The 19,457-nt window shown below is 65.3% G+C and carries 17 protein-coding genes; 12 read left to right on the plus strand and 5 right to left on the minus strand.

What is annotated here, in order from left to right; genetic code table 11:
* Positions 1-7: 7 nt before the first annotated feature.
* A complete protein-coding gene (hemB, locus tag SB751_RS23500; RefSeq protein WP_144200342.1) occupies positions 8-1,000 on the minus strand; it encodes a porphobilinogen synthase in 993 nt (330 codons plus the stop codon).
* Between the two features lie 300 nt (positions 1,001-1,300).
* Positions 1,301-1,972, minus strand: coding sequence for a ribosome biogenesis GTP-binding protein YihA/YsxC (yihA, locus tag SB751_RS23505; RefSeq protein ID WP_144200344.1), 672 nt, complete (start codon positions 1,970-1,972; stop codon positions 1,301-1,303).
* Positions 1,973-2,366: 394 nt separating this feature from the next.
* Here yihA and SB751_RS23510 point away from each other — a divergent pair, with 394 nt between their 5' ends.
* The 6 genes from SB751_RS23510 to msrQ all read left to right on the plus strand — a co-directional run bounded on the left by SB751_RS23510 (position 2,367) and on the right by msrQ (position 9,215).
* The gene (locus SB751_RS23510; protein WP_144200346.1) at positions 2,367-3,026 is read left to right on the plus strand and encodes a c-type cytochrome; all 660 of its coding nucleotides are present in this window, start codon (positions 2,367-2,369) and stop codon (positions 3,024-3,026) included.
* A gap of 163 nt (positions 3,027-3,189) precedes the next feature.
* Positions 3,190-5,397 carry a cytochrome c biogenesis protein ResB gene (locus SB751_RS23515; protein WP_144200348.1) on the plus strand — a complete coding sequence of 736 codons (2,208 nt, stop codon included), beginning with the start codon at positions 3,190-3,192 and terminating at the stop codon, positions 5,395-5,397.
* Between the two features lie 111 nt (positions 5,398-5,508).
* Positions 5,509-6,741, plus strand: a complete 1,233-nt coding sequence (ccsB, locus tag SB751_RS23520; RefSeq protein WP_144200350.1) for a c-type cytochrome biogenesis protein CcsB — start codon at positions 5,509-5,511, stop codon at positions 6,739-6,741.
* A gap of 210 nt (positions 6,742-6,951) precedes the next feature.
* Positions 6,952-7,380, plus strand: coding sequence for a hypothetical protein (locus tag SB751_RS23525; protein ID WP_144200551.1), 429 nt, complete (start codon positions 6,952-6,954; stop codon positions 7,378-7,380).
* A 141-nt stretch (positions 7,381-7,521) separates the two neighbouring features.
* Positions 7,522-8,532, plus strand: coding sequence for a protein-methionine-sulfoxide reductase catalytic subunit MsrP (msrP, locus tag SB751_RS23530; protein ID WP_144200352.1), 1,011 nt, complete (start codon positions 7,522-7,524; stop codon positions 8,530-8,532).
* Between the two features lie 14 nt (positions 8,533-8,546).
* A complete protein-coding gene (msrQ, locus tag SB751_RS23535; RefSeq protein ID WP_244844575.1) occupies positions 8,547-9,215 on the plus strand; it encodes a protein-methionine-sulfoxide reductase heme-binding subunit MsrQ in 669 nt (222 codons plus the stop codon).
* 46 nt (positions 9,216-9,261) lie between these two features.
* On the opposite strand, the gene lysA is transcribed toward msrQ, so the two are convergent.
* Positions 9,262-10,521: a diaminopimelate decarboxylase gene (gene lysA, locus SB751_RS23540; protein WP_410748629.1), complete on the minus strand. Its 1,260-nt coding sequence runs from the start codon at positions 10,519-10,521 to the stop codon at positions 9,262-9,264.
* Positions 10,522-10,552: 31 nt separating this feature from the next.
* Positions 10,553-10,810: an LPS translocon maturation chaperone LptM gene (lptM, locus tag SB751_RS23545; RefSeq protein WP_144200358.1), complete on the minus strand. Its 258-nt coding sequence runs from the start codon at positions 10,808-10,810 to the stop codon at positions 10,553-10,555.
* Positions 10,811-10,978: 168 nt separating this feature from the next.
* Between lptM and cyaY the strand changes: the two genes are divergently transcribed.
* On the plus strand, positions 10,979-11,314 hold the full coding sequence (cyaY, locus tag SB751_RS23550; RefSeq protein ID WP_144200360.1) for an iron donor protein CyaY: 336 nt from the start codon (positions 10,979-10,981) through the stop codon (positions 11,312-11,314).
* A gap of 90 nt (positions 11,315-11,404) precedes the next feature.
* Here the strand turns inward: cyaY and SB751_RS23555 are convergent, their stop codons facing one another.
* Positions 11,405-13,783, minus strand: a complete 2,379-nt coding sequence (locus SB751_RS23555; protein WP_410748630.1) for a penicillin-binding protein 1A — start codon at positions 13,781-13,783, stop codon at positions 11,405-11,407.
* A 455-nt stretch (positions 13,784-14,238) separates the two neighbouring features.
* Between SB751_RS23555 and pilM the strand changes: the two genes are divergently transcribed.
* Genes pilM through pilQ form a run of 5 tightly spaced genes read left to right on the plus strand, consistent with a single transcriptional unit; the run spans position 14,239 to position 19,355 of the window.
* Positions 14,239-15,309, plus strand: coding sequence for a type IV pilus assembly protein PilM (gene pilM, locus SB751_RS23560; RefSeq protein ID WP_177219987.1), 1,071 nt, complete (start codon positions 14,239-14,241; stop codon positions 15,307-15,309).
* A 17-nt stretch (positions 15,310-15,326) separates the two neighbouring features.
* Complete coding sequence (locus SB751_RS23565; protein WP_144200364.1) at positions 15,327-15,974, plus strand: PilN domain-containing protein; 648 nt, start codon at positions 15,327-15,329, stop codon at positions 15,972-15,974.
* 2 nt (positions 15,975-15,976) lie between these two features.
* The gene (locus SB751_RS23570) at positions 15,977-16,651 is read left to right on the plus strand and encodes a type 4a pilus biogenesis protein PilO (protein WP_144200366.1); all 675 of its coding nucleotides are present in this window, start codon (positions 15,977-15,979) and stop codon (positions 16,649-16,651) included.
* Between the two features lie 38 nt (positions 16,652-16,689).
* The gene (locus SB751_RS23575; RefSeq protein WP_144200553.1) at positions 16,690-17,226 is read left to right on the plus strand and encodes a pilus assembly protein PilP; all 537 of its coding nucleotides are present in this window, start codon (positions 16,690-16,692) and stop codon (positions 17,224-17,226) included.
* Positions 17,223-19,355, plus strand: a complete 2,133-nt coding sequence (gene pilQ / locus SB751_RS23580; protein WP_211942902.1) for a type IV pilus secretin PilQ — start codon at positions 17,223-17,225, stop codon at positions 19,353-19,355. The genes SB751_RS23575 and pilQ overlap by 4 nt, the downstream gene beginning before the upstream one ends.
* Positions 19,356-19,457 lie beyond the last annotated feature (102 nt).

Consider the following 19,457-nt stretch of genomic DNA (forward strand, 5'->3'; position numbering starts at 1 on the left):
GCGGGGATCAGCCGGCCAGCAGCCGCGCGGCGTCTCGCGCGAAATAGGTCAGGATGCCATCGGCACCGGCCCGACGGAACGCCAGCAGCGACTCCATCATGACCTTGTCGTGGTCCAGCCAGCCGTTCTGCGCCGCCGCCTTGAGCATGGCGTACTCGCCGCTCACCTGGTAGACGTAAGTCGGGAAGCGGAACTCGTCCTTCACGCGCCGCACAATGTCCAGGTAGGGCATGCCGGGCTTCACCATGACCATGTCGGCGCCTTCCATAATGTCCTGGGCCACCTCGCGCAGCGCCTCGTCCGTGTTGGCGGGGTCCATCTGGTAGGTCATCTTGTTGCCCTTGCCCAGATTGGCCGCCGAGCCCACCGCGTCGCGGAACGGGCCGTAGAACGCCGACGCATACTTGGCCGAGTACGCCATGATGCGCGTGTGGATGTGTCCGGCGTCTTCCAGCGCCGCGCGCACGGCGCCGATGCGGCCGTCCATCATGTCCGACGGTGCGACGATGTCCACGCCGGCTTCGGCCTGCACGAGCGCCTGCTTGACGAGGATCTCCACCGTGATGTCGTTGATCACATACCCGTTGTCGTCGAGCACGCCGTCCTGGCCGTGACTGGTATACGGGTCCAGCGCCACGTCGGTCAGCACCCCCAGCTCGGGGAAGCGGTCCTTCAGCGCCCGCACCGCACGCGGCACCAGGCCTTCGGGGCGCGTCGCCTCGATGCCATCCGGGGTCTTGATCGACGGATCGATCACAGGGAACAGCGCGATTACCGGAATGCCGAGCTTCACGCAGTCCTCGGCGATGGGCAGCAGGAGGTCCACCGACACGCGCTCCACGCCGGGCATCGACGCCACTTGCTGGCGCTGGTTCTGCCCTTCCAGGATGAAGACCGGATAGATCAGGTTGTCGGGCGAGAGACGATTCTCACGCATCAGACGGCGCGAAAAATCGTCGCGACGCATGCGGCGGGGGCGGTACTCGGGGAAAGTGGACATGTCGGGATCGAGGCAGATAACTGGACGAAAGCGGGACGAAAGCGGGACGAAATGCGGGACGAATGCGCGGGGCGCATCACCGCGAAACCCCGCGGCCGGCCATCTCGATCGCGCGCCGAAAGAAAAACTAAACTTTTGTGCCTGCCCGCTATCATACTCGCGGACACCTTGTGTTGCTTCGCGCAGCGCGGATGTCCCCCGCTACTCCTCCCTGAGCGGGTACCCGCCCTGAACCGGTGGGAAAGTTCGTCCCCGTTGCTTGCAACGGGGCTTTTTTTTGCCGGTTCGATGGAGAGCGATTCAGGCGGCGGGCGCCTCCGGGGCCACCGGCGGCTGGGCCTCGGGCAAGGACAGCCATCCGGCCACCACGCGCTGGGCTTCCTCGATGCCGCGACGCTTGAGGCTCGAGAACAGCTGGGCGCTCATCGGCGGCGGATTGTTCATCTGGGCCGAGTATTCGGCCAGGATGCGGCGCGTCTCGCGCAGCGCATTGGCGTTTTCGTTGTTCGTCAGCTTGTCGGCCTTGGTCAGCAGCACGTGGATCGGCCGCCCCGTGGGCAGGAACCACTCCACCATCTGGCAGTCGAGGTCCGTGAAGGGGCGGCGTGCGTCCATCATCAGCACCAGGCCGGCCAGTTGCTGGCGTGTCTGCACGTAGTCGGACAGCAGGCCCTGCCAGTGGAACTTGGCCGAACCGGACACCTCGGCGTAGCCATAGCCGGGCAGGTCGACGAGGAAGGCCAGCGGGTCCGGCGCCTTCACCGGCGCCACCGAGAAATAGTTGATGTGCTGCGTGCGGCCGGGCGTGCGCGAGGAGAACGCGAGCCGCTTCTGGTTGCACAGGATGTTGATGGCCGTGGACTTGCCGGCGTTGGAGCGGCCGGCGAAGGCCACCTCGGGCACGGCCGTGGCGGGCAGGTCGCGGAGGTGGTTGACGGTAATAAAGAAGCGAGCCTGGTGTAGGAGCGACATGCGGGCGGTGCGTTGAAGCACGGTGAGGCGTTGAGGCGGACGAGCGCGCGCGCCGTGGGCGCGCGGGCGGTTTGCTCGCGCCGCGGGAAGGAGAGCCGGGACGGCTGGTGCGCCGGAGCCACACGGGCAGGGCCAAGACCTGAGCCAAGTCAATCCGGAAAGCGATTTATTGTACAATAACCCGGTTTACGGTCTCCTGAGCGGGTGACGTGTGGCATCCTTGCGGGTTGTAGTGCAGGGTGCCCTGTCCGGTCCGGGGCACCTTCGTGTATCCGGTTCCATCGTGGTCGGATGCACGATGCTCAGGCTCTTGCAATAAGGCGCGTCCTCACCGCCAGCAGGGGCAGATCGGCATGCATTACGGTGTTCATAACAATTCTGACAAGGTGTGCGAATGAACCGCATTGCGAAACTTCTGGGAGTCATGGCGCTGGCTGTTCCGGCTGCCGCGATGACAGGGCTGGCATCTGCCGCAGAGCAGGCCGCCGCCAAGGCTGATCCCGCCAAGGGCGAAACGCTGTATACCCAGGGCGCGCCCGATCGCAATGTTCCCGCATGTCTTTCCTGCCACGGCGCCGCCGGCAATAGCGGCGCGGCCGCCAATCCCAAGCTGGCAGGCCAGCAGGCCGAGTACACTCACAAGCAGCTCGCCGATTTCAAGGCCAAGACACGTTCCAACGCCATCATGACGCCGTATGCGTCCGCCCTGAGCGACCAGGAAATGAAGGACGTCGGCGCGTACCTGGCCAAGCAGCAGCTGAAGCCGGCCACGGCCAAGAACAAGGAAACGATCGAGGCTGGTCAGAAGATCTACCGCGGCGGTATCGCAGCCAAGGGCGTGCCCGCGTGCGCGGCCTGCCATGGCCCGACCGGCGCCGGCATTCCGGCCCAATACCCGCGCATCGGCGGTCAGTACTCCGAGTACACCGAAGCGCAACTGGTGGCGTTCCGCCAGGGCACCCGCAAGAATAATTCGGTCATGAGCACGATCACAGCCAGGATGTCGGATGCCGAGATCAAGGCCGTGGCGGATTACGTCGCTGGCGTCCGTTAAAGTCGTACCGGCCCGCGCGCCGCGGCACCTCCAGGGGTGAACCGGACGCGCGGGCAACAATCGAAGAGGGTGGCCTGCTTGCAAGCGGGACCACCCTTTTTTCATGTTTTTGCGACATCAGCCGCATGCTGCACCGGCATTACCCAGAAACCTGTCACCGCCCATGTCCACCCCATCCACTTCAGGGCTGCACCTGAAGACCCCTCACCGCGTGCTGCGCGACGGCGTGGAATTGCTGTCCTCGATGCGCTTCGCCATCACGCTGCTAACGGTGATCGCCATCGCCAGCATCATCGGCACGGTGCTCAAGCAGAACGAGCCGTATCCGAACTACGTCAACCAGTTCGGGCCGTTCTGGGCGGACCTGTTCCACGCGCTGTCGCTCCAGAAGGTCTACAGTTCCTGGTGGTTCCTGCTGATCCTGGCTTTCCTCGTGATATCCACGTCCCTGTGCATCACCCGCAACGGCCCGCGGATGATTGCCGACATGCGCTCGTGGAAGGATCATGTGCGCGAACGCAGCCTGCGCGCGTTCCACCATCGTGCCGAGTACGAGGCCCCGCGCAGCCGTGACGAGGCGGTGGACCGGCTGACCGCACTGCTGCGCAACCGTGGCTACCGCGTGAAGCCGGTGGCGCACGAGGGCGCCACGCTCCTGGCGGCCAAGGCCGGGGCGGCGAACAAGCTCGGCTACATCCTGGCGCACACGGCCATCGTGGTGATCTGCATTGGCGGCCTGCTCGATGGCGACATGCTGATTCGCGCCCAGATGTGGTTCGGCGGCAAGAGCCCGATCGACGGCAACGCCATCATCAGCGAGATTCCGGCCAAGCACCGGCTGTCGGCGAGCAATCCCGGGTTCCGGGGCAATGCCTTCGTGCCCGAGGGCGCCACGGTGTCCACAGCCATCCTGAACATTGCCGACGGCGCGCTGGTCCAGGACCTGCCGTTCACGATCACGCTCAAGAAATTCTCGGTGGATTACTACACCACGGGCATGCCTAAGCTGTTCGCCTCGGACGTGGTGGTGACGGACCGCGCCACGGGCAAGCAGACCGAGGCGACGATCAAGGTCAATGAGCCGCTGATCGTCGATGGCGTGGCAATCTACCAGTCGAGCTTCGAGGATGGCGGCTCCAAGCTCAAGTTCGTGGGCTATCCAATGTCGGGCGCCGCGCACGGCACCTTCGCGCTGGCCGGCACGGTTGGCGGCAATGCCAAGCTGGCCGGCACCGGTACCGGGGCGGACCAGGATGATCTGACCGTCGAATTCAGCGATTTCCGACTGATGAACATCGAGAACGTCACCGATGCCTCGGGCAAGCCCGATGCCCGTGGCGTGGCGCGCAAGTCGCTGAACCAGACGCTCGAGCAGCATCTGGGCGCGGCGGCAAGCACGGACAAGGACAAGACGCTGCGCAACGTCGGCCCGTCGGTGCAATACAAGCTCCGTGACCGTACCGGCCAGGCGCGCGAATACAACAACTATATGGTGCCGGTGCAGCTGGAGGGCCAGTCGGTGTTCCTGGCGGGCATGCGGGAGTCGCCGAGCGAGGCGTTCCGCTACCTGCGCATTCCGGCCGACGACCAGAACAGCGTGGCCGACTGGATGCGCCTGCGTGCCGCGCTGCAGGACAGCGCGATGCGTGGCGAGGCCGCGCGCCGCTTTGCGGCCATCTCGATGCCCGGCGCCGACAAGGACACGCTGCGCAAGCAACTCGCCGAGAGCGCCCAGCGCGCAATGGACCTGTTCGCCGGCGCCACGCGCAGCGCGCCCGATGCGCCGCCTGGCGGCTTTACCGCCATCGCCGCGTTCCTCGAAAAGTCCGTGCCGCCCGCCGAGCAACAGAAGGCGGCCGATGTGCTGCTGAGGATTCTCAATGGCTCGATGTGGGAATTGTGGCAACTGTCACGCGAACGCGACGACCTGCCGGCGATCGCCAACGATGCGAAAAGCGGCGCCTTCCTGCAGCAGGCCATCAACACGCTGTCGGACAGTTTCTTCTACGGCGCGCCGGTTTTCTTGCAGCTTGACGACTTCCAGCAAATCAAGGCCAGCGTGTTCCAGATGACGCGTGCGCCGGGCAAAAACATCGTGTATCTTGGCTGTTTGCTACTGGTTCTTGGCGTTTTTGCGATGTTCTACATCCGCGAGCGGCGCGTGTGGATCTGGATCAAGGACAGTGCCGCGCAGGGGCCGGACAGTGCGGCGCAGCAGGCCGCCAGTCATGTGCTGATGGCCATGTCGACGCAGCGCCGGACGATGGATTTCGAGAAGGAGTTCACGGCATTGCGCGACGACATCGGGCGCGCAGCCGGCGCCGGGCCATCGCCGGAGACGCACCCGTCAGCCGATCCGTCGGTACATTGATGCGCATCGATCACTGGGATTCACGGCATCAATGCCCGGTGATATGCAGGTGCGATCGATATAGTACATATGCATAACTCCCAAAAGCGCAGGAAATAGAGCAGGAATGTCATGTCGTCCAATGTCAACCACGCCAACCCGGGCCTGAGCCCGTCGCGCGCCAGCACTAACGCCGCCAATGTCGCCAACGCCACGATGGCGATGGACGCGTCCGAGGCCTACCTCGAACCCTCGTTCCTGCGCCGGCTGGGCTGGCTCGACTGGGCCTTCGCACTGTTGCTGGTGGTGGGCGCGGGGTTTGCGCTCACCCGCTACGGCGCCTGGATGAATGTGTACGACAAGGCCGTGCTGGTGGCCGCCGTGCCCACCTTCGCGCTGCTTGGCTGGCACTGGAAGCCGGTGCGGCCGCTGATGGTCGGCATGGCCGTGCTGGCGCTGTTCGCGATCCAGCTCTATCAGGGCAACCTTGCCCGCGCCGAGCAGGCCTTCTTCCTCAAGTACTTCCTGTCGAGCCAGTCGGCCATCCTGTGGATGAGCGCGCTGGTCTTCCTGTCCACGCTGTTCTACTGGATTGGCTTCACGGCGCGGTCCGATACCGGGTCGAGCCTCGGCAGCAAGCTGCTGTGGGCAGCCGTGGTACTCGGCTTCACTGGCTTGCTGGTGCGCTGGTACGAGTCCTACCTGCTCGGCGCGGACATCGGCCATATTCCCATCTCGAACCTGTACGAAGTCTTCGTCCTGTTCACATTGATCACCTCGCTGTTCTACCTCTATTACGAAAGCCACTACGCCACGCGCGCGATGGGGCCGTTCGTGATGCTGGTGGTGTCGGCGGCGGTGGGCTTCCTGCTCTGGTACACGGTCAGCCGCAATGCGCAGGAGATTCAGCCGCTGGTGCCGGCGCTGCAAAGCTGGTGGATGAAGATCCACGTGCCGGCCAACTTCATCGGCTACGGCACGTTCGCGCTGGCTGCGATGGTATCGGTGGCGTACCTGCTCAAGGAGCGCGGGATCCTGTCTGAGCGGCTGCCTTCGCTGGAGCTGCTCGACGATGTCATGTACAAGGCCATCGCGGTCGGCTTCGCGTTCTTCACCATCGCCACGATTCTGGGCGCGCTCTGGGCCGCCGAGGCCTGGGGTGGGTACTGGAGCTGGGATCCGAAGGAGACCTGGGCGCTGATCGTCTGGCTCAACTACGCGGCGTGGCTGCATATGCGCCTGATGAAGGGCCTGCGCGGCACGGTGGCGTCGTGGTGGGCGCTGGTCGGACTGCTGGTGACGACCTTCGCGTTCCTGGGCGTCAACATGTTCCTCTCGGGTCTGCACAGCTACGGCGAACTCTGACCCGACATTCCCGGTTGGATCGACAAAGGCCCGCTCTCCGTAGCGGGCCTTTTTCTTTGCGGCTCGCCCACAAACATGACGTATTCGTCTCTTATTGGCGTCTGCACCACATTTTTTTAACTTTTCGGGAATAAACGGATCACATCAGGTGTTTACTGAGGAAGTACGGCGTCGACTGGCGGCGCCGCCTGGAGAAAAGGAGACCCAATGATGACCACTCATCGTCACACCGCTGCATCGCTGCTGCGTCCCGCCCTGCTGGCCGTGGCTTCCGCGTCCGTCGTGCTGCTGGGCGCGTGTTCCAGCATGGGCATGGGCGGCGGCAGCATGCCTCCGACCGTCAAGGTGACGAACGGCGCGCTGACCGATCCGCAGGGCCTGACGCTGTACACGTTCGACCGCGACCCGGCGAACGGCGGCAAGAGTGTCTGTAATGCCACGTGTGCGACCAACTGGCCGCCGCTGCTTGCGGAACCGGGCACCAGCGGCTCGGGCAATTACACCATCATCACGCGTGACGACGGCACCCGCCAGTGGGCCTACAAGGGCATGCCGCTGTACCGCTTCGCCAAGGACGCCAAGGCTGGCGACCGTACCGGCGACAACCTCAACAACGTTTGGCACGTGGCCAAGCCCTGACCGTCCACGCATGGCTCCCCGGGCCACGTCCGGGGAGATGTCGGGCGGCAAACGGTGGGGAAATAGTTGTCAGGTTTCCCCGCACCATCCGACCAAGCCCCATGTCCAACAGAACATGCGGCCATCAGGAACGCTCCCATCATGTTGATCCCTTCCCCCAAATGGCTTCGTGGTGACGATATCGCCACGTCCGAGATTACCCCGCGCCATATTTTCGAATCGCGTCGTCGCCTGCTCGCGCTGGCCGCCGCCGGCGCCGCAGGCAGCGCGCTGACACCGTGGTTCGCGCGGGAGGCGTTCGCACAGGCCGGCCCGGGCAAGGGCCAGCGCCTGGCGGCCACGCCGAACAACAGCTACGTGATCACCGAGAAGCGCACGCCTTACGAGGACGTGACGACGTACAACAATTTCTACGAGTTCGGCACGGACAAGTCCGATCCAGCCCGCAATGCCGGCACGCTGCGGCCCCGGCCGTGGCAGGTGTCGGTGGAAGGGCTGGTCAAGCAGCCGAAGGTCTACGACATCGACGAACTCGTGAAGCTCGCCCCGCAGGAGGAGCGCGTCTACCGGCTGCGCTGCGTGGAGGGGTGGTCGATGGTGATTCCGTGGATCGGCTATCCGCTCGCCGAACTGATCCGTCGCGTGGAGCCGCTTCCCGGGGCGAAGTTCGTCCAGTTCATTACGCTGGCTGACAAGAAGCAGATGCCCGGTATCAGTAGCTCCGTGCTCGACTGGCCGTATAGCGAAGGGCTGCGCATGGACGAGGCGATGCACCCGCTGGCGCTGCTCACCTTCGGCCTGTACGGCGAGGTGCTGCCGAACCAGAACGGCGCGCCGGTGCGCATGGTGCTGCCGTGGAAGTACGGCTTCAAGAGCGCCAAGTCCATCGTCAAGATCCGCTTCCTGGACAAGCAGCCGCCCACCAGCTGGAACCTGGCCGCACCGAACGAGTATGGCTTCTATTCGAATGTGAACCCGGACGTCGATCACCCGCGCTGGAGCCAGGCCACCGAGCGGCGCATCGGCGAAGAGAAGGGCGGCGGCGGGTTCTCCGCGCTGTTCGCACCCAAGCGCAAGACGCTGCCGTTCAACGGCTACGGGGCGCAGGTGGCGTCGCTGTATCAGGGCATGGATCTGAAGAAGAACTTCTGATGGCGGAGCCGGACATGATCGCGAATCAAGCCACGGTGTCACGCGCGCCGCCCGCGCCACGCGCCGGCGGGCTGGCGACGCTGTCGCCTTCGGGCGTGCGCGCCATCAAGGTGTTGGCGTGGATCCTGGCGCTGCTACCGTTCGCCCGGTTGCTCTACCTCGGCGCCACGGCGCAGTTCGGCGCCAATCCGCTCGAATTCGTCACGCGATCCACCGGAACCTGGACGCTGGTCATGCTCTGCGCCACGCTGGCCATCACGCCGCTGCGCCGCTTCACGGGGTGGAACTGGCTGATCAAACTGCGGCGCATGCTCGGGCTGTTCGCGTTCTTCTACGCCGTGCAGCACTTCCTGCTGTGGCTGGGCGTGGATCGTGGGTTCGACGTCGCGTACATGATCAAGGACATTGCAGAACGTCCATTTATCACGGTGGGGTTTGCCGCGTTCGTGCTGTTGGTGCCGCTGGCGGCCACATCGACCAACGGCATGGTCAAGCGGCTCGGCGGCAAGCGGTGGCAGGCGCTGCACAAGGCGGTCTATGCGATCGCCGTGCTCGGCATCCTGCATTTCTGGTGGCACAAGGCGGGCAAGAACGACTTCAGCGAAGTATCGATCTACGCCGCCGTGGTGTTCGTGCTGCTGGGCCTGCGGATGTGGTGGTGGGCGCGCAAGCGCGCCGCGTAGCGAGTACTGCGCCCCCCCCCGCCGTGGGGAGAGGGGCGCCGCCGGATCAGCCCTTGAGCAGGTGCTCGCCCTTGAACAGGTCGGCCGGCAGTTCGCGCTCGCGCACCAGGTGCACGGCGTCGCCGTCGACCATCACCTCGGCGGCGCGGCCCCGGGTGTTGTAGTTGGAACTCATCACAAAGCCATAGGCGCCGGCAGACATCACCGCCAGCAGGTCCCCCGGCTGCACGGCCAGCGCGCGGTCGCGGCCGAGCCAGTCGCCCGATTCGCACACCGGGCCTACCACGTCATAGGTCACGGGCGCGTCGGCGCGCGGCGCCACGGGTTCGATCCGGTGGTAGGCCTCGTACATCGCCGGGCGGGCCAGGTCGTTCATCGCCGCATCGACGATGCAGAAGTTCTTGGCCGCGCCGGGCTTCAGGAATTCCACCTGCGTCAGCAGCGCGCCGGCGTTACCCACCAGCGAGCGGCCGGGCTCGAACAGCACCTCGCGGTGGCCGTGGCCACGGGCGGCCACGCGGTCCAGCAGCGTGGTGGCGAAGCCGGTGATGTCCGGCGGGGTTTCGTCGGCATAGGTAATGCCCAGGCCACCGCCCACGTCGATATGGTCCAGGCGGATGCCTTCGCGCTCGAGCGCTTCCACCACGTCGAGCACCTTGTCGAGCGCTTCCAGATAGGGCGCCACTTCCGTGATCTGCGAGCCGATATGGCAGTCGATGCCGACCACTTCGAGGTGCGGCAGTGCAGCCGCGGCGCGGTAGGTCGGCAGTACGTCCTCGAACGCCACGCCGAACTTGTTGCCCTTGAGACCCGTTGAGATATAGGGATGCGTCTTGGCATCCACGTCCGGATTGATCCGCAGCGACACGCGCGCGCGCTTGCCCAGCCGGTCGGCCACGGCGTTCAGCCGGTCCAGTTCGGGGATCGATTCGACGTTGAAGCCGCGTACGTCGTGCGCCAGCGCCAGCGCCATGTCGGCCTCGCTCTTGGCCACGCCCGAGAACACCACCTTGCGCGGGTCGCCGCCGGCGGCCAGCACGCGCAGCAGTTCGCCGCCGGACACGATGTCGAAACCGGCGCCCAGCTGGGCAAAGACCTGCAGCACGGCAAGGTTCGAATTGGCCTTCACGGCGAATTGCACATGCGCGTTGCGGCCCTTGCAGGCGGCGGCGTAGGCCTGGTAGGCCGTGGTCAGTGCGGCGCGCGAGTAGACGTAGGTCGGCGTGCCGAACTCGGCCGCGATACGGGCCAGCGGCACTTGTTCGACAGCCAGGGCGCCGTCGCGGCGGGTAAAGAAATCAGTCATGTTCAGCGTGCGGAGGGGCGAGGCGCCCGGGTTACTTCGTCGAATTCGTGGTCGTGGCCGGTTCGGCGGGAACCGGCGCGCTGGTGGCGGGTTCGCCCATCGGCCGTGCCGGCGCCACGGCGCCTGCCTGGCCCAGACCCGGATCGGGCACGGTGGGCGGGGTCGGGGCGGGCGGTACCCGGGGCATGGTCAACGGGCCGCGAACGCCGCATCCGGCCAGGGTCATCACGAGTGTGGCGGCAAACGCCGATACAATCGCACCACGACGCAGCTTCGGGGAGTCCTTCATTGTCTGAATGCCTTGGATGGCTTGGGGTGACTTTCTGGATGGCTGGTGAAACGGCCCGGAATCCGCAGGAATCCGCGGCAAATCCCGACAATTTTCCATTTTTCCGCCAGCCGGATCGCGCTCCGGGACGTCTGTCCGGGCGCGCTGCCGGCGGCCTTGGAGTGTAGCATGCCCCCCCTCACCGAAAGCGAGTTCCTGGTACTGGCCGGCAAGGCCCTTGACCGGCTTGAAGCCGATATCGAAGCCGCCGCCGATGCGGCCGATGCCGATGTCGAGATCAACCGCACCGGCAATGTCATGGAGCTGGAATTCGAGGATGGCTCGAAGATCATCGTCAACAGCCAGGCGCCGATGCAGGAACTGTGGGTGGCGGCCAAGGCCGGCGGTTTCCACTTCCGCCACGACGGCGCCAAGTGGATGGACACGCGCAGCGGCGCTGAACTTTATGCGGCGCTCTCCACCTATATGAGCCAGCAGGCGGGCGCCACGCTGACGCTCGGCTGAGACCGCACCGGTCCCGGCCAACAAAAAACCGGCCACGAGGGCCGGTTTTTTGTTGGGGCGAAAATAATCGTCCGGATGCCGTTCTGGGATTCAGGCGCCGCCGAACATTTCCAGGATCTTGCGCTTCTCGGCTTCGGTATCCTGCACTGGGCGCGCGCTCTCGTCGGGTTTGCCGGGCCACGGATCGCCCAGCCCCACCGAGGCCACGCCGGCACCCGCGGCGTTCTCCTCGAGCGTCCAGTCGCCGGCCACCATCACCACGCCCTCCGGCGCCTGCCGCTCGGGGCTCTCGGGCACGCCCTTGAGCGCTTTGCTCATATAGCTGACCCAGATCGGCAGCGCCAGGCCGCCACCGGTCTCGCGCACGCCCAGGCTCTTGGGCTGGTCGTAGCCCATCCACGCAATCGCCACGAGTTTCGGTGTGTAGCCGGCGAACCAGGCATCCACGGCATCGTTCGTGGTACCGGTCTTGCCGGCCATGTCGTTGCGGCCCAGGCGCTGCTTGGCCGGGTTGGCCGTGCCGCTGCGCACCACCTCGCGCAGCATGCTGTCGGCGATGAACGCGGTGCGGGCGTCCAGCACGCGCACGGCGTCCTGGCCAGCCTTCTGCGGACGGGTCTCGGAGATCACGTTGCCGCGCGAATCCACCACGCGCTGGATCAGGTACGGGTTGACGCGATAGCCGCCGTTGGCGAACACCGAGTAGGCGCCGGCCATCTGGAGCGGCGTCACCGCGCCGGAGCCCAGCGCCATCGGCAGGTAGGCTGGGTGTTTGTCGGCCTCGAAGCCGAACCGCGTGATGTAGTCCTGCGCGTACTGCGTGCCGATGGCGCGCAGAATTCGTACGGATACGAGGTTCTTCGACTTGGCCAGCGCGCGGCGCATCGTCATCGGGCCCTCGAACTTGCCGTCATAGTTCTTCGGCTCCCAGACCTGGCCGCCGGTGTCAGGGCCGATCGTCAGTGGGGCGTCGTTGATCACCGTAGCGGGCGAGAAGCCCTTCTCCAGCGCGGCCGTGTAGATGAACGGCTTGAAGCTCGAGCCCGGCTGGCGCCAAGCCTGCGTCACGTGGTTGAACTTGTTGCGGTTGAAATCGAAGCCGCCGACCATCGCCCGGATCTCCCCATCTTCAGGATTCAACGAGACGAAGGCGGCCGCCACCTCGGGCAGCTGCGTGACGGACCACGTATTGTCCTTGGCATCCTGCGTAACGCGGATGATCGCGCCGGGGCGGATCTTGACCTTCGGCTGGGCATTGGCCGACAGCGACGGCGCGATAAACCGCAGCGCGGTGCCTTCGATCGTCGCCACCTCGCCAGAGAGCAGCGTGGCGCGCACCTGTTTCGGCGTCACGCTGGTGACCACGGCCGAGCGCAGGTCGTCACTGCCCGGGTGCTCTACCAGGGCGTCGTCGATGGCCTGTTCGCGTTCGGACGGATTCGACGGCAGGTCGATAAATGCCTCCGGGCCGCGATAGCCGTGCTTGCGCTCGTAGGTCATGATGCCGCCGCGCACGGCGTCGTAGGCGGCATCCTGGTCGGCCTTGTTCAGCGTTGTGTAGACGTTGAGGCCGCGCGTATAGGTTTCCTCGCGATACTGTGCGTACATGAGCTGGCGCACGATTTCCGCGACATATTCGGCATGGGTGGAGAACTCGTTGCCCTCGCCACGCACCTTCAGCTCCTCGCGCACGGCCTGCTCGTACTGCTCCGGCGTGATGTAGCCGAGGTCGCGCATGCGCTGGAGGATGTACTCCTGGCGCACCTTGGCGCGGCGCGGGTTCACCACGGGGTTGTAGGCCGACGGCGCCTTCGGCAGGCCGGCCAGCATGGCGGCCTCCGCCGGCGTCACGTCCTTGATCGACTTGCCGAAGTAGACCCGCGCGGCGCTGGCGAAGCCGTACGCGCGCTGCCCCAGGTAGATCTGGTTCATGTACAGCTCGAGGATCTGGTCCTTGGTCAGGTTCGCCTCGATCTTGTACGCCAGCAGCATCTCGTAGATCTTGCGCGTGTAGGTCTTCTCGCTCGAGAGGAAGAAGTTGCGCGCCACCTGCATGGTGATGGTGGAGGCGCCCTGCGACAGCCCGCCGCGCAGGTTGGCCAGCCCGGCGCGCAGCACGCCCACGAAGTCCACGCCGCCGTGCTCGTAGAAGCGGTCGTCCTCGATCGCGAGCACGGCCTTCTTCATGACGTCCGGGATCTCGGTGATCGGCACGAAGTTGCGGCGCTCCTCGCCGAACTCGCCGATCAGCACGTTGTCCGCCGTGTAGATCCGCAGCGGGATCTTCGGGCGGTAGTCGGTGATGGTGTCCAGCGACGGCAGGTTGGGCGCGGCCACCACCAGCGCATAGCCCACCAGCAGCGCCACGGCGACGAGCCCGGCGACAAGCAGTCCGATCAGCCCGAACATGATCCGCGCCCAGAGCGGACGGCGGACGGGAAGGGACGGCTTCTGTTGTGCTGTGGCCATAAGGGTTTACCTAATCAGAGTGCCCGGATTATATCGTCGGGGATGGGGCGCCCCCGGTGCGCCGTGCCGCAAAAGGCGCTATCGCGCTGTTACAAGATGTAATCCTGTTGAGATCAGGTTGTCACGGCGCGCAGGTCTTCGGCGCAGGGCGGGTTGGCGGGTGTTACGGAGGAGGGGGCAGCCGGGAGGCCGATCTGGCGCCAACGATGCTGTGGCGCGACGCTATGTAACGGGCCTGAGGTGGACCGTGGGATTTTGGCAACGCTTTCGCGCGGCCCGTCTGAAAAAGAAAGCGTGGTCAGATCGGCACATTGCGCGCGCCTCTGCTTTTTGTGAGAATCCACGAACATAAAAGAGCAAACGTTTCATCCAAGAAACTAACTGGCTCGCCCCATTAGAGCAGTCATGCCGTGGGCGAGTTCAAATGTCAGGGGGTCACCTTGCGACGGGGCATCTTGTCGGGTCTTCTGCGCCGGACTACGGTCGGCGTGGATATCGGGTCGTCCAGCGTCAAGGTCGTGGAGCTGTCCGTTGGGGCGGGCAAACACGACTTCAGGCTGGAAAAATGCGCCAGCGAACTGCTGGACCGCAACGCCGTTGCCGATGGCAACGTCGTCAACATCGAGGCCGTGGGCATCGCGCTGAAGCGAGCCCTTGGCAAGGCCGGTATTCGTACCAAGGACGTTGTCCTTGGCGTGCCGTCCATGCTGACGGAATCTCAGACTGTCAGTCTTCCGGACAACCTGTCCGAGGACGAACTCTATTCGCAGGTCGAATCGGAGGCGCACCGCCTCTATCCGCCTTCCCAGGCGGTGAATTTCGACTTCGCGGTGATTGGCCCCAACGAGACCGAAGGCGGGATTGGCGTGCGCGTGACGGCCGCCAACAGCGATCGCGTGCAGGAGCGGGTAACGGCGGCCGAAATGGCTGGCCTGAAGCCGCAGGTGATGGATGTCGAGGAGTACGCCGTGCAGCGCTCGGTCGTGCAGATGCTCGGCGTGCCGTCCTCCCTGACCGAGACCGACGCCAAGGATCTCCCCGTGGTCGCCGTCATCCACCTCGGTGGCAGTCGCTCCAAGGCGATCTTCTACCAGGGCTGGAAGGAACTCTACGAACAGCCCCTGAACAGCTACGGCGACCAGCTCACGCAGAGCGCCGCGCGCATGTTCACGCTGGATGCCCTCAAGGCCGAGATCAAGAAGCGCAAGAACACGCTGCCTGAGGCGTGGCGCGCGCAATTGCTCAAGCCGTCGCTGGAAGCCCTGGCGATGGAAGTGCAGGGCGCCATCGGCAACTTCGTAGCCAGTTCCAGCCTGGGCCGGGTCGACGAGATCCTGCTCTCGGGCGGACATGCCTCGCTGCTGGGGGTGCAGGCCGCCATCCAGCAGCAGACGCAGATCACTACCACGCTGGCCAATCCTTTCGCCAACATGATGACCGCAGGCAACGTCAACGAGCGCTATCTCCAGCGCGACTTGCCGGCCTACATCGTCAGTGCGGGACTGGCATTGCGCGGGCTGCAATAACCCACGGGGGGAGAAGCATGTCCACGACGACGAACACCATCCCGTCGGTCAACCTGCTGCCGTATCACGAGGCCCGCAAGGCCGCGCGGCGCAAGAAGGTCTATTCGCTCCTGGGCGGCGCGGCAGCCGCCGGCGCGGTCATCGTGCTGATCGGCGGGTTCTATATCGACTCGCAGATCGAGGCCGTGACGGCGCGCAATGCCGTGCTGCAGCAGGCCAATGCGCAGATGGACGGCCAGATTCGCGAGGTCAACACGCTCAAGAAGGATATCGAGGCCCTGCTGGACCGCCAGCGCGCCATCGAAAGCCTGCAGGCGGAGCGCAACCTGCCCGTGCAGCTGCTCGAGGAGCTGGTGCGCCAGGTGCCGGAAGGCGTCTACCTGACCAGCCTGAAGCAGACCGGCGACAGCTTTGTCATGGCAGGCGTGGCGCAGTCCAACGAGCGCGTGTCCGAACTGCTGCGCAATATCGACCAGGTGACGTGGCTCGACCGCGCCGAACTGGTGGAATCGAAGGCCGTGACGATGACCAACAACCTGCGCGAGCAGCGCCGGCTGTTTGATTTCTCGATGCGGTTCTCCTATCGCGCGCCGGAAGTGCCCGGCGACAAGAAGAAGGGCGCCGCGTCCGATGCCGCGGCCAAACCTGCAGCGGGGAAGGTCTGATCATGGCACTCAATTCGGATATTTCCTTGCAGGACATCACCGCGCAGTTCCGCGGCCTGAACCTGAACGAGCCCGAGACCTGGCCGGCCGCGCCGCGCCTGCTGTTCTCGACGCTGGCCGCCGTCATCGTGCTGGTGCTCGGCTGGCAGTTCTACTGGAGCGACAAGAACACCGAACTCGACCGCAAGCACGCGGAGCACGAGACGCTGAAGCAGTCGTTCAAGACCAAGGTGGCGCAGGTGGCCAACCTGGACGCGCTGCGCGCCCAGAAGGTGGAAGTGGAAAAGCGCGTGGCGCTGGCCGAGCGCCAGTTGCCGAACAGCACCGAGATGGATGCGCTGCTGGCCGACGTGAATCACGCCGGCGTGGCGCGCGGTCTCCAGTTCGAGCTGTTCAAGCCGCAGCCCGCCTCCATCAAGCCGTATTTCGCCGAAATTCCGGTGAACCTGAAGGTCACCGGCCGCTATCACGACGTCGCGCTGTTCAACGCGGACGTGGCGGCGCTCTCCCGGATCGTTTCGATGCGCAACCTGAACATGGCGGTGGCCAAGGACGGCACGTTGTCGATGGAAGCGCAGGCCATGGCCTACCGCGCCCTGGACCCGGACGAGCAGGCCGCCCAGCGCCGCGCCGCCGCGGACGCCGCTGCCAAGAAGGCCAAGGGAGGTGCCAAGTGAGCCGGCTGACACATCGCCCCCCGCATCGCATTGCCATGATGTCACGCACATCCCGCACGCCGCGCCGGCTGGTCGCCGCCGCCGTCGCGGTGCTCGCCGCCACCACGCTGACCGCCTGTGGCGCCAGCGAGGACGAAGGGCTGCAGCAATGGATGAGCCAGACGCGCGCCGCCAAGGCGCCGCCGCCGGAGCCGCTGCCCGAGGTCAAGCCGTACGTGCCGCGCGAGTACGGCGGGCGCACGTCGCCGGAGCCGTTCGCGCAGACCAAGATCGGTGAACTGAACAAGACGATGTCTGAGTCGCCGGAGGCCGGACGGCGACGCGAGCCGCTTGAGGAATTCCCGCTGGAAAACTTCAAGATGCTCGGCATGCTGAAAAAACACGGCGAGACCTACGGTGTCGTACGCGTAGATAACAAGATCCACCACGTCAAAGTGGGTCAGTATCTCGGCCAGAGTTATGGCCGGGTGGTCCGCATCAACGATCAAGAGATCGTGTTGCGCGAATTGGTTCGGGAAGGGGTCTCAGATTGGAAAGAGAAAATGACCAGCCTGAAGCTGGAGGCATCCGCATGATCACGGCACGATGGTACCGGGCGCTTGCGGGCGCGGCAGCGATGGCATTGGTGCTGGCCTCTCCGGCCGCACACGCTCAGACTAACCAGCTCAAGCAGGTGGAAGCCAACGTCGTTGGCGAGCAGACCGTGTTCACGGTCGACCTGCAAGGGCCGCTCGCGCAGAAGCCTGCGGACTTCACCACGCAGAATCCGGCGAAGATCGCGATCGACTTCTTCGATACGGGCTTCCCTGCCGGCCGTGCGCAGTACGAGTACGCCGGCAAGGTGCTCAAGAGCGCCAATGTGATGCAGATCGGGGACCGCACCCGCGTGGTGCTGAACCTGAGCCGTTCGGCCACGTATCGCACGGAAGTGCGCGGCAACCAGTTCGTGGTGTTGCTGGACAACGTGACGCAGACCGGCACGACGGCGGCACCGACGTTCGCGGCCAGCCCGGCGCCGGCCCAGGCGGCCAACCGCGCGGCGCTACGCAATATCGACTTCCGGCGCGGCACCGACGGTGCGGGCCGGGTGGTCGTGGACCTGTCCTCGCGCGACTCGGGCATCAATATCCAGCAGCAGGGCCAGAACCTGGTGGTGGATTTCATGGGCACCTCGCTGCCGCAGGATCTGCGCCGCCGCTTCGACGTGACGGACTTCGGCACGCCGGTGCAGGGCATGCGCGCCAGCGACACCAACGGCAACGCCCGCCTGACCATCGAGCCGCGCGGTAACTGGGAGTACAGCTCGTACCAGACCGACAACCAGTTCGTGGTGGAAGTGCGTCCGGTCAAGGACGACCCGAACAAGCTGATCGCCGGCCAGGGTTACCGGGGCGAGCGCCTGTCGCTGAACTTCCAGAACATCGACATCCGCTCGCTGCTCCAGGTGTTCGCCGACTTCACGAACCTGAACATCATCACGAGCGACACGGTGCAGGGCAACCTGACGCTGCGTCTCAAGGACGTGCCGTGGGACCAGGCGCTCCAGATCGTGATGGATTCGAAGGGGCTGGCCTCGCGCCGCAACGGCAACGTGCTGTGGGTGGCGCCCAAGGCGGAACTGGCCACCAAGGAAAAGCTCGAACTCGAGGCGGCGCAGCAGATCACCGAGCTTGAGCCGATCCGCAGCCAGGTCTACCAGCTCAACTACCAGCGGGCGGACGATGTGCGCCGCATGCTGCTGGGCCAGAGCACCGGCGGTGCGGGCGCCAGCTCGGGTGGCGTGGCCTCGGGTGGTGCGGCAGGGACGATGGGCGCGACGCGCATGCTGTCCAAGCGAGGCTCGCTGACGGCTGACCCGCGTACCAACCAGCTGTTCGTGTCGGACGTGGCGAGCAAGCTCGAGGAAGTGCAGAACTTCCTGACGAAGATCGACATCCCGGTGCGTCAGGTGATCATTGAGGCACGTATCGTCGAGGCCAGCGACACTTTCAGCCGCAACCTCGGCGTGAAGCTGGGCTTTGCCTCGCAGCGGTCGGGTGCGGGCTACGGCAACTCGTACACCAACGTGGTCAGCCCGGTCACCCAGGACGCCACGTGGGATAACGGCCCGGCCTTGAGCCTGCCGGCCGCCGCGATCAACGGCACGAACCCGGCATCGGTGGCGTTCAGCATCTTCAACGCCGGTGCGGGCCGTTTCCTGGCGCTCGAACTGTCGGCGCTGGAAGCCGACGGCAAGGGCAAGATCATCTCCAGCCCGCGCGTGGTCACCGCCAACAACATCAAGGCGCTGATCGAGCAGGGCACGGAGCTGCCGTACCAGTCCGCCACGTCGAGCGGTGCCACCTCGGTGCAGTTCCGCAAGGCCAACCTGAAGCTCGAGGTCACGCCGCAGATCACGCCGGAAGGCAACGTGCTGCTGGATGTGGACGTGAACAAGGACAGCGTGGGTATCCAGACCACCAACGGCTTCGCCATCGACACCAAGCACGTGCAGACGCAGGTGCTGGTGGAGAACGGCGGCACCGTGGTGATCGGCGGTATCTACAGCCAGGAAGAGAGCAACAACTACAACAAGGTGCCGTTCCTGGGCGATATCCCGGTGCTCGGCTACCTGTTCAAGAACAACGCCAAGGTCAACAACCGCACCGAGCTGCTGGTGTTCCTGACGCCGCGTATCCTGAACGACAATGTGTCGCTGAAATAACCGCACCGGGTGCAGTACCGGGCCCGGATGCAGTAGACTGAGAGGCCGCGTCGCTTGCCGACGCGGCCTTTTTTCATTGGCGGTGTCGTCAGGCAGCCATGG

Origin of the sequence: Cupriavidus sp. SIMBA_020 (assembly GCF_046535395.1) — a bacterium.
Classification (GTDB): domain Bacteria; phylum Pseudomonadota; class Gammaproteobacteria; order Burkholderiales; family Burkholderiaceae; genus Cupriavidus; species Cupriavidus campinensis.

What these genes read in the sequence shown, in the direction of transcription:
- hemB (WP_144200342.1), bottom strand. Translation starts at nt 1,000, where the DNA reads ATGTCCACTTTCCCCGAGTACCGCCCCCGCCGCATGCGTCGCGACGAT.
- yihA (WP_144200344.1), bottom strand. Translation starts at nt 1,972, where the DNA reads ATGTCGCTCCTACACCAGGCTCGCTTCTTTATTACCGTCAACCACCTC.
- SB751_RS23510 (WP_144200346.1), top strand. Translation starts at nt 2,367, where the DNA reads ATGAACCGCATTGCGAAACTTCTGGGAGTCATGGCGCTGGCTGTTCCG.
- SB751_RS23515 (WP_144200348.1), top strand. Translation starts at nt 3,190, where the DNA reads ATGTCCACCCCATCCACTTCAGGGCTGCACCTGAAGACCCCTCACCGC.
- ccsB (WP_144200350.1), top strand. Translation starts at nt 5,509, where the DNA reads ATGTCGTCCAATGTCAACCACGCCAACCCGGGCCTGAGCCCGTCGCGC.
- SB751_RS23525 (WP_144200551.1), top strand. Translation starts at nt 6,952, where the DNA reads ATGACCACTCATCGTCACACCGCTGCATCGCTGCTGCGTCCCGCCCTG.
- msrP (WP_144200352.1), top strand. Translation starts at nt 7,522, where the DNA reads ATGTTGATCCCTTCCCCCAAATGGCTTCGTGGTGACGATATCGCCACG.
- msrQ (WP_244844575.1), top strand. Translation starts at nt 8,547, where the DNA reads ATGATCGCGAATCAAGCCACGGTGTCACGCGCGCCGCCCGCGCCACGC.
- lysA (WP_410748629.1), bottom strand. Translation starts at nt 10,521, where the DNA reads ATGACTGATTTCTTTACCCGCCGCGACGGCGCCCTGGCTGTCGAACAA.
- lptM (WP_144200358.1), bottom strand. Translation starts at nt 10,810, where the DNA reads ATGAAGGACTCCCCGAAGCTGCGTCGTGGTGCGATTGTATCGGCGTTT.
- cyaY (WP_144200360.1), top strand. Translation starts at nt 10,979, where the DNA reads ATGCCCCCCCTCACCGAAAGCGAGTTCCTGGTACTGGCCGGCAAGGCC.
- SB751_RS23555 (WP_410748630.1), bottom strand. Translation starts at nt 13,783, where the DNA reads ATGGCCACAGCACAACAGAAGCCGTCCCTTCCCGTCCGCCGTCCGCTC.
- SB751_RS23565 (WP_144200364.1), top strand. Translation starts at nt 15,327, where the DNA reads ATGTCCACGACGACGAACACCATCCCGTCGGTCAACCTGCTGCCGTAT.
- SB751_RS23570 (WP_144200366.1), top strand. Translation starts at nt 15,977, where the DNA reads ATGGCACTCAATTCGGATATTTCCTTGCAGGACATCACCGCGCAGTTC.
- SB751_RS23575 (WP_144200553.1), top strand. Translation starts at nt 16,690, where the DNA reads ATGTCACGCACATCCCGCACGCCGCGCCGGCTGGTCGCCGCCGCCGTC.
- pilQ (WP_211942902.1), top strand. Translation starts at nt 17,223, where the DNA reads ATGATCACGGCACGATGGTACCGGGCGCTTGCGGGCGCGGCAGCGATG.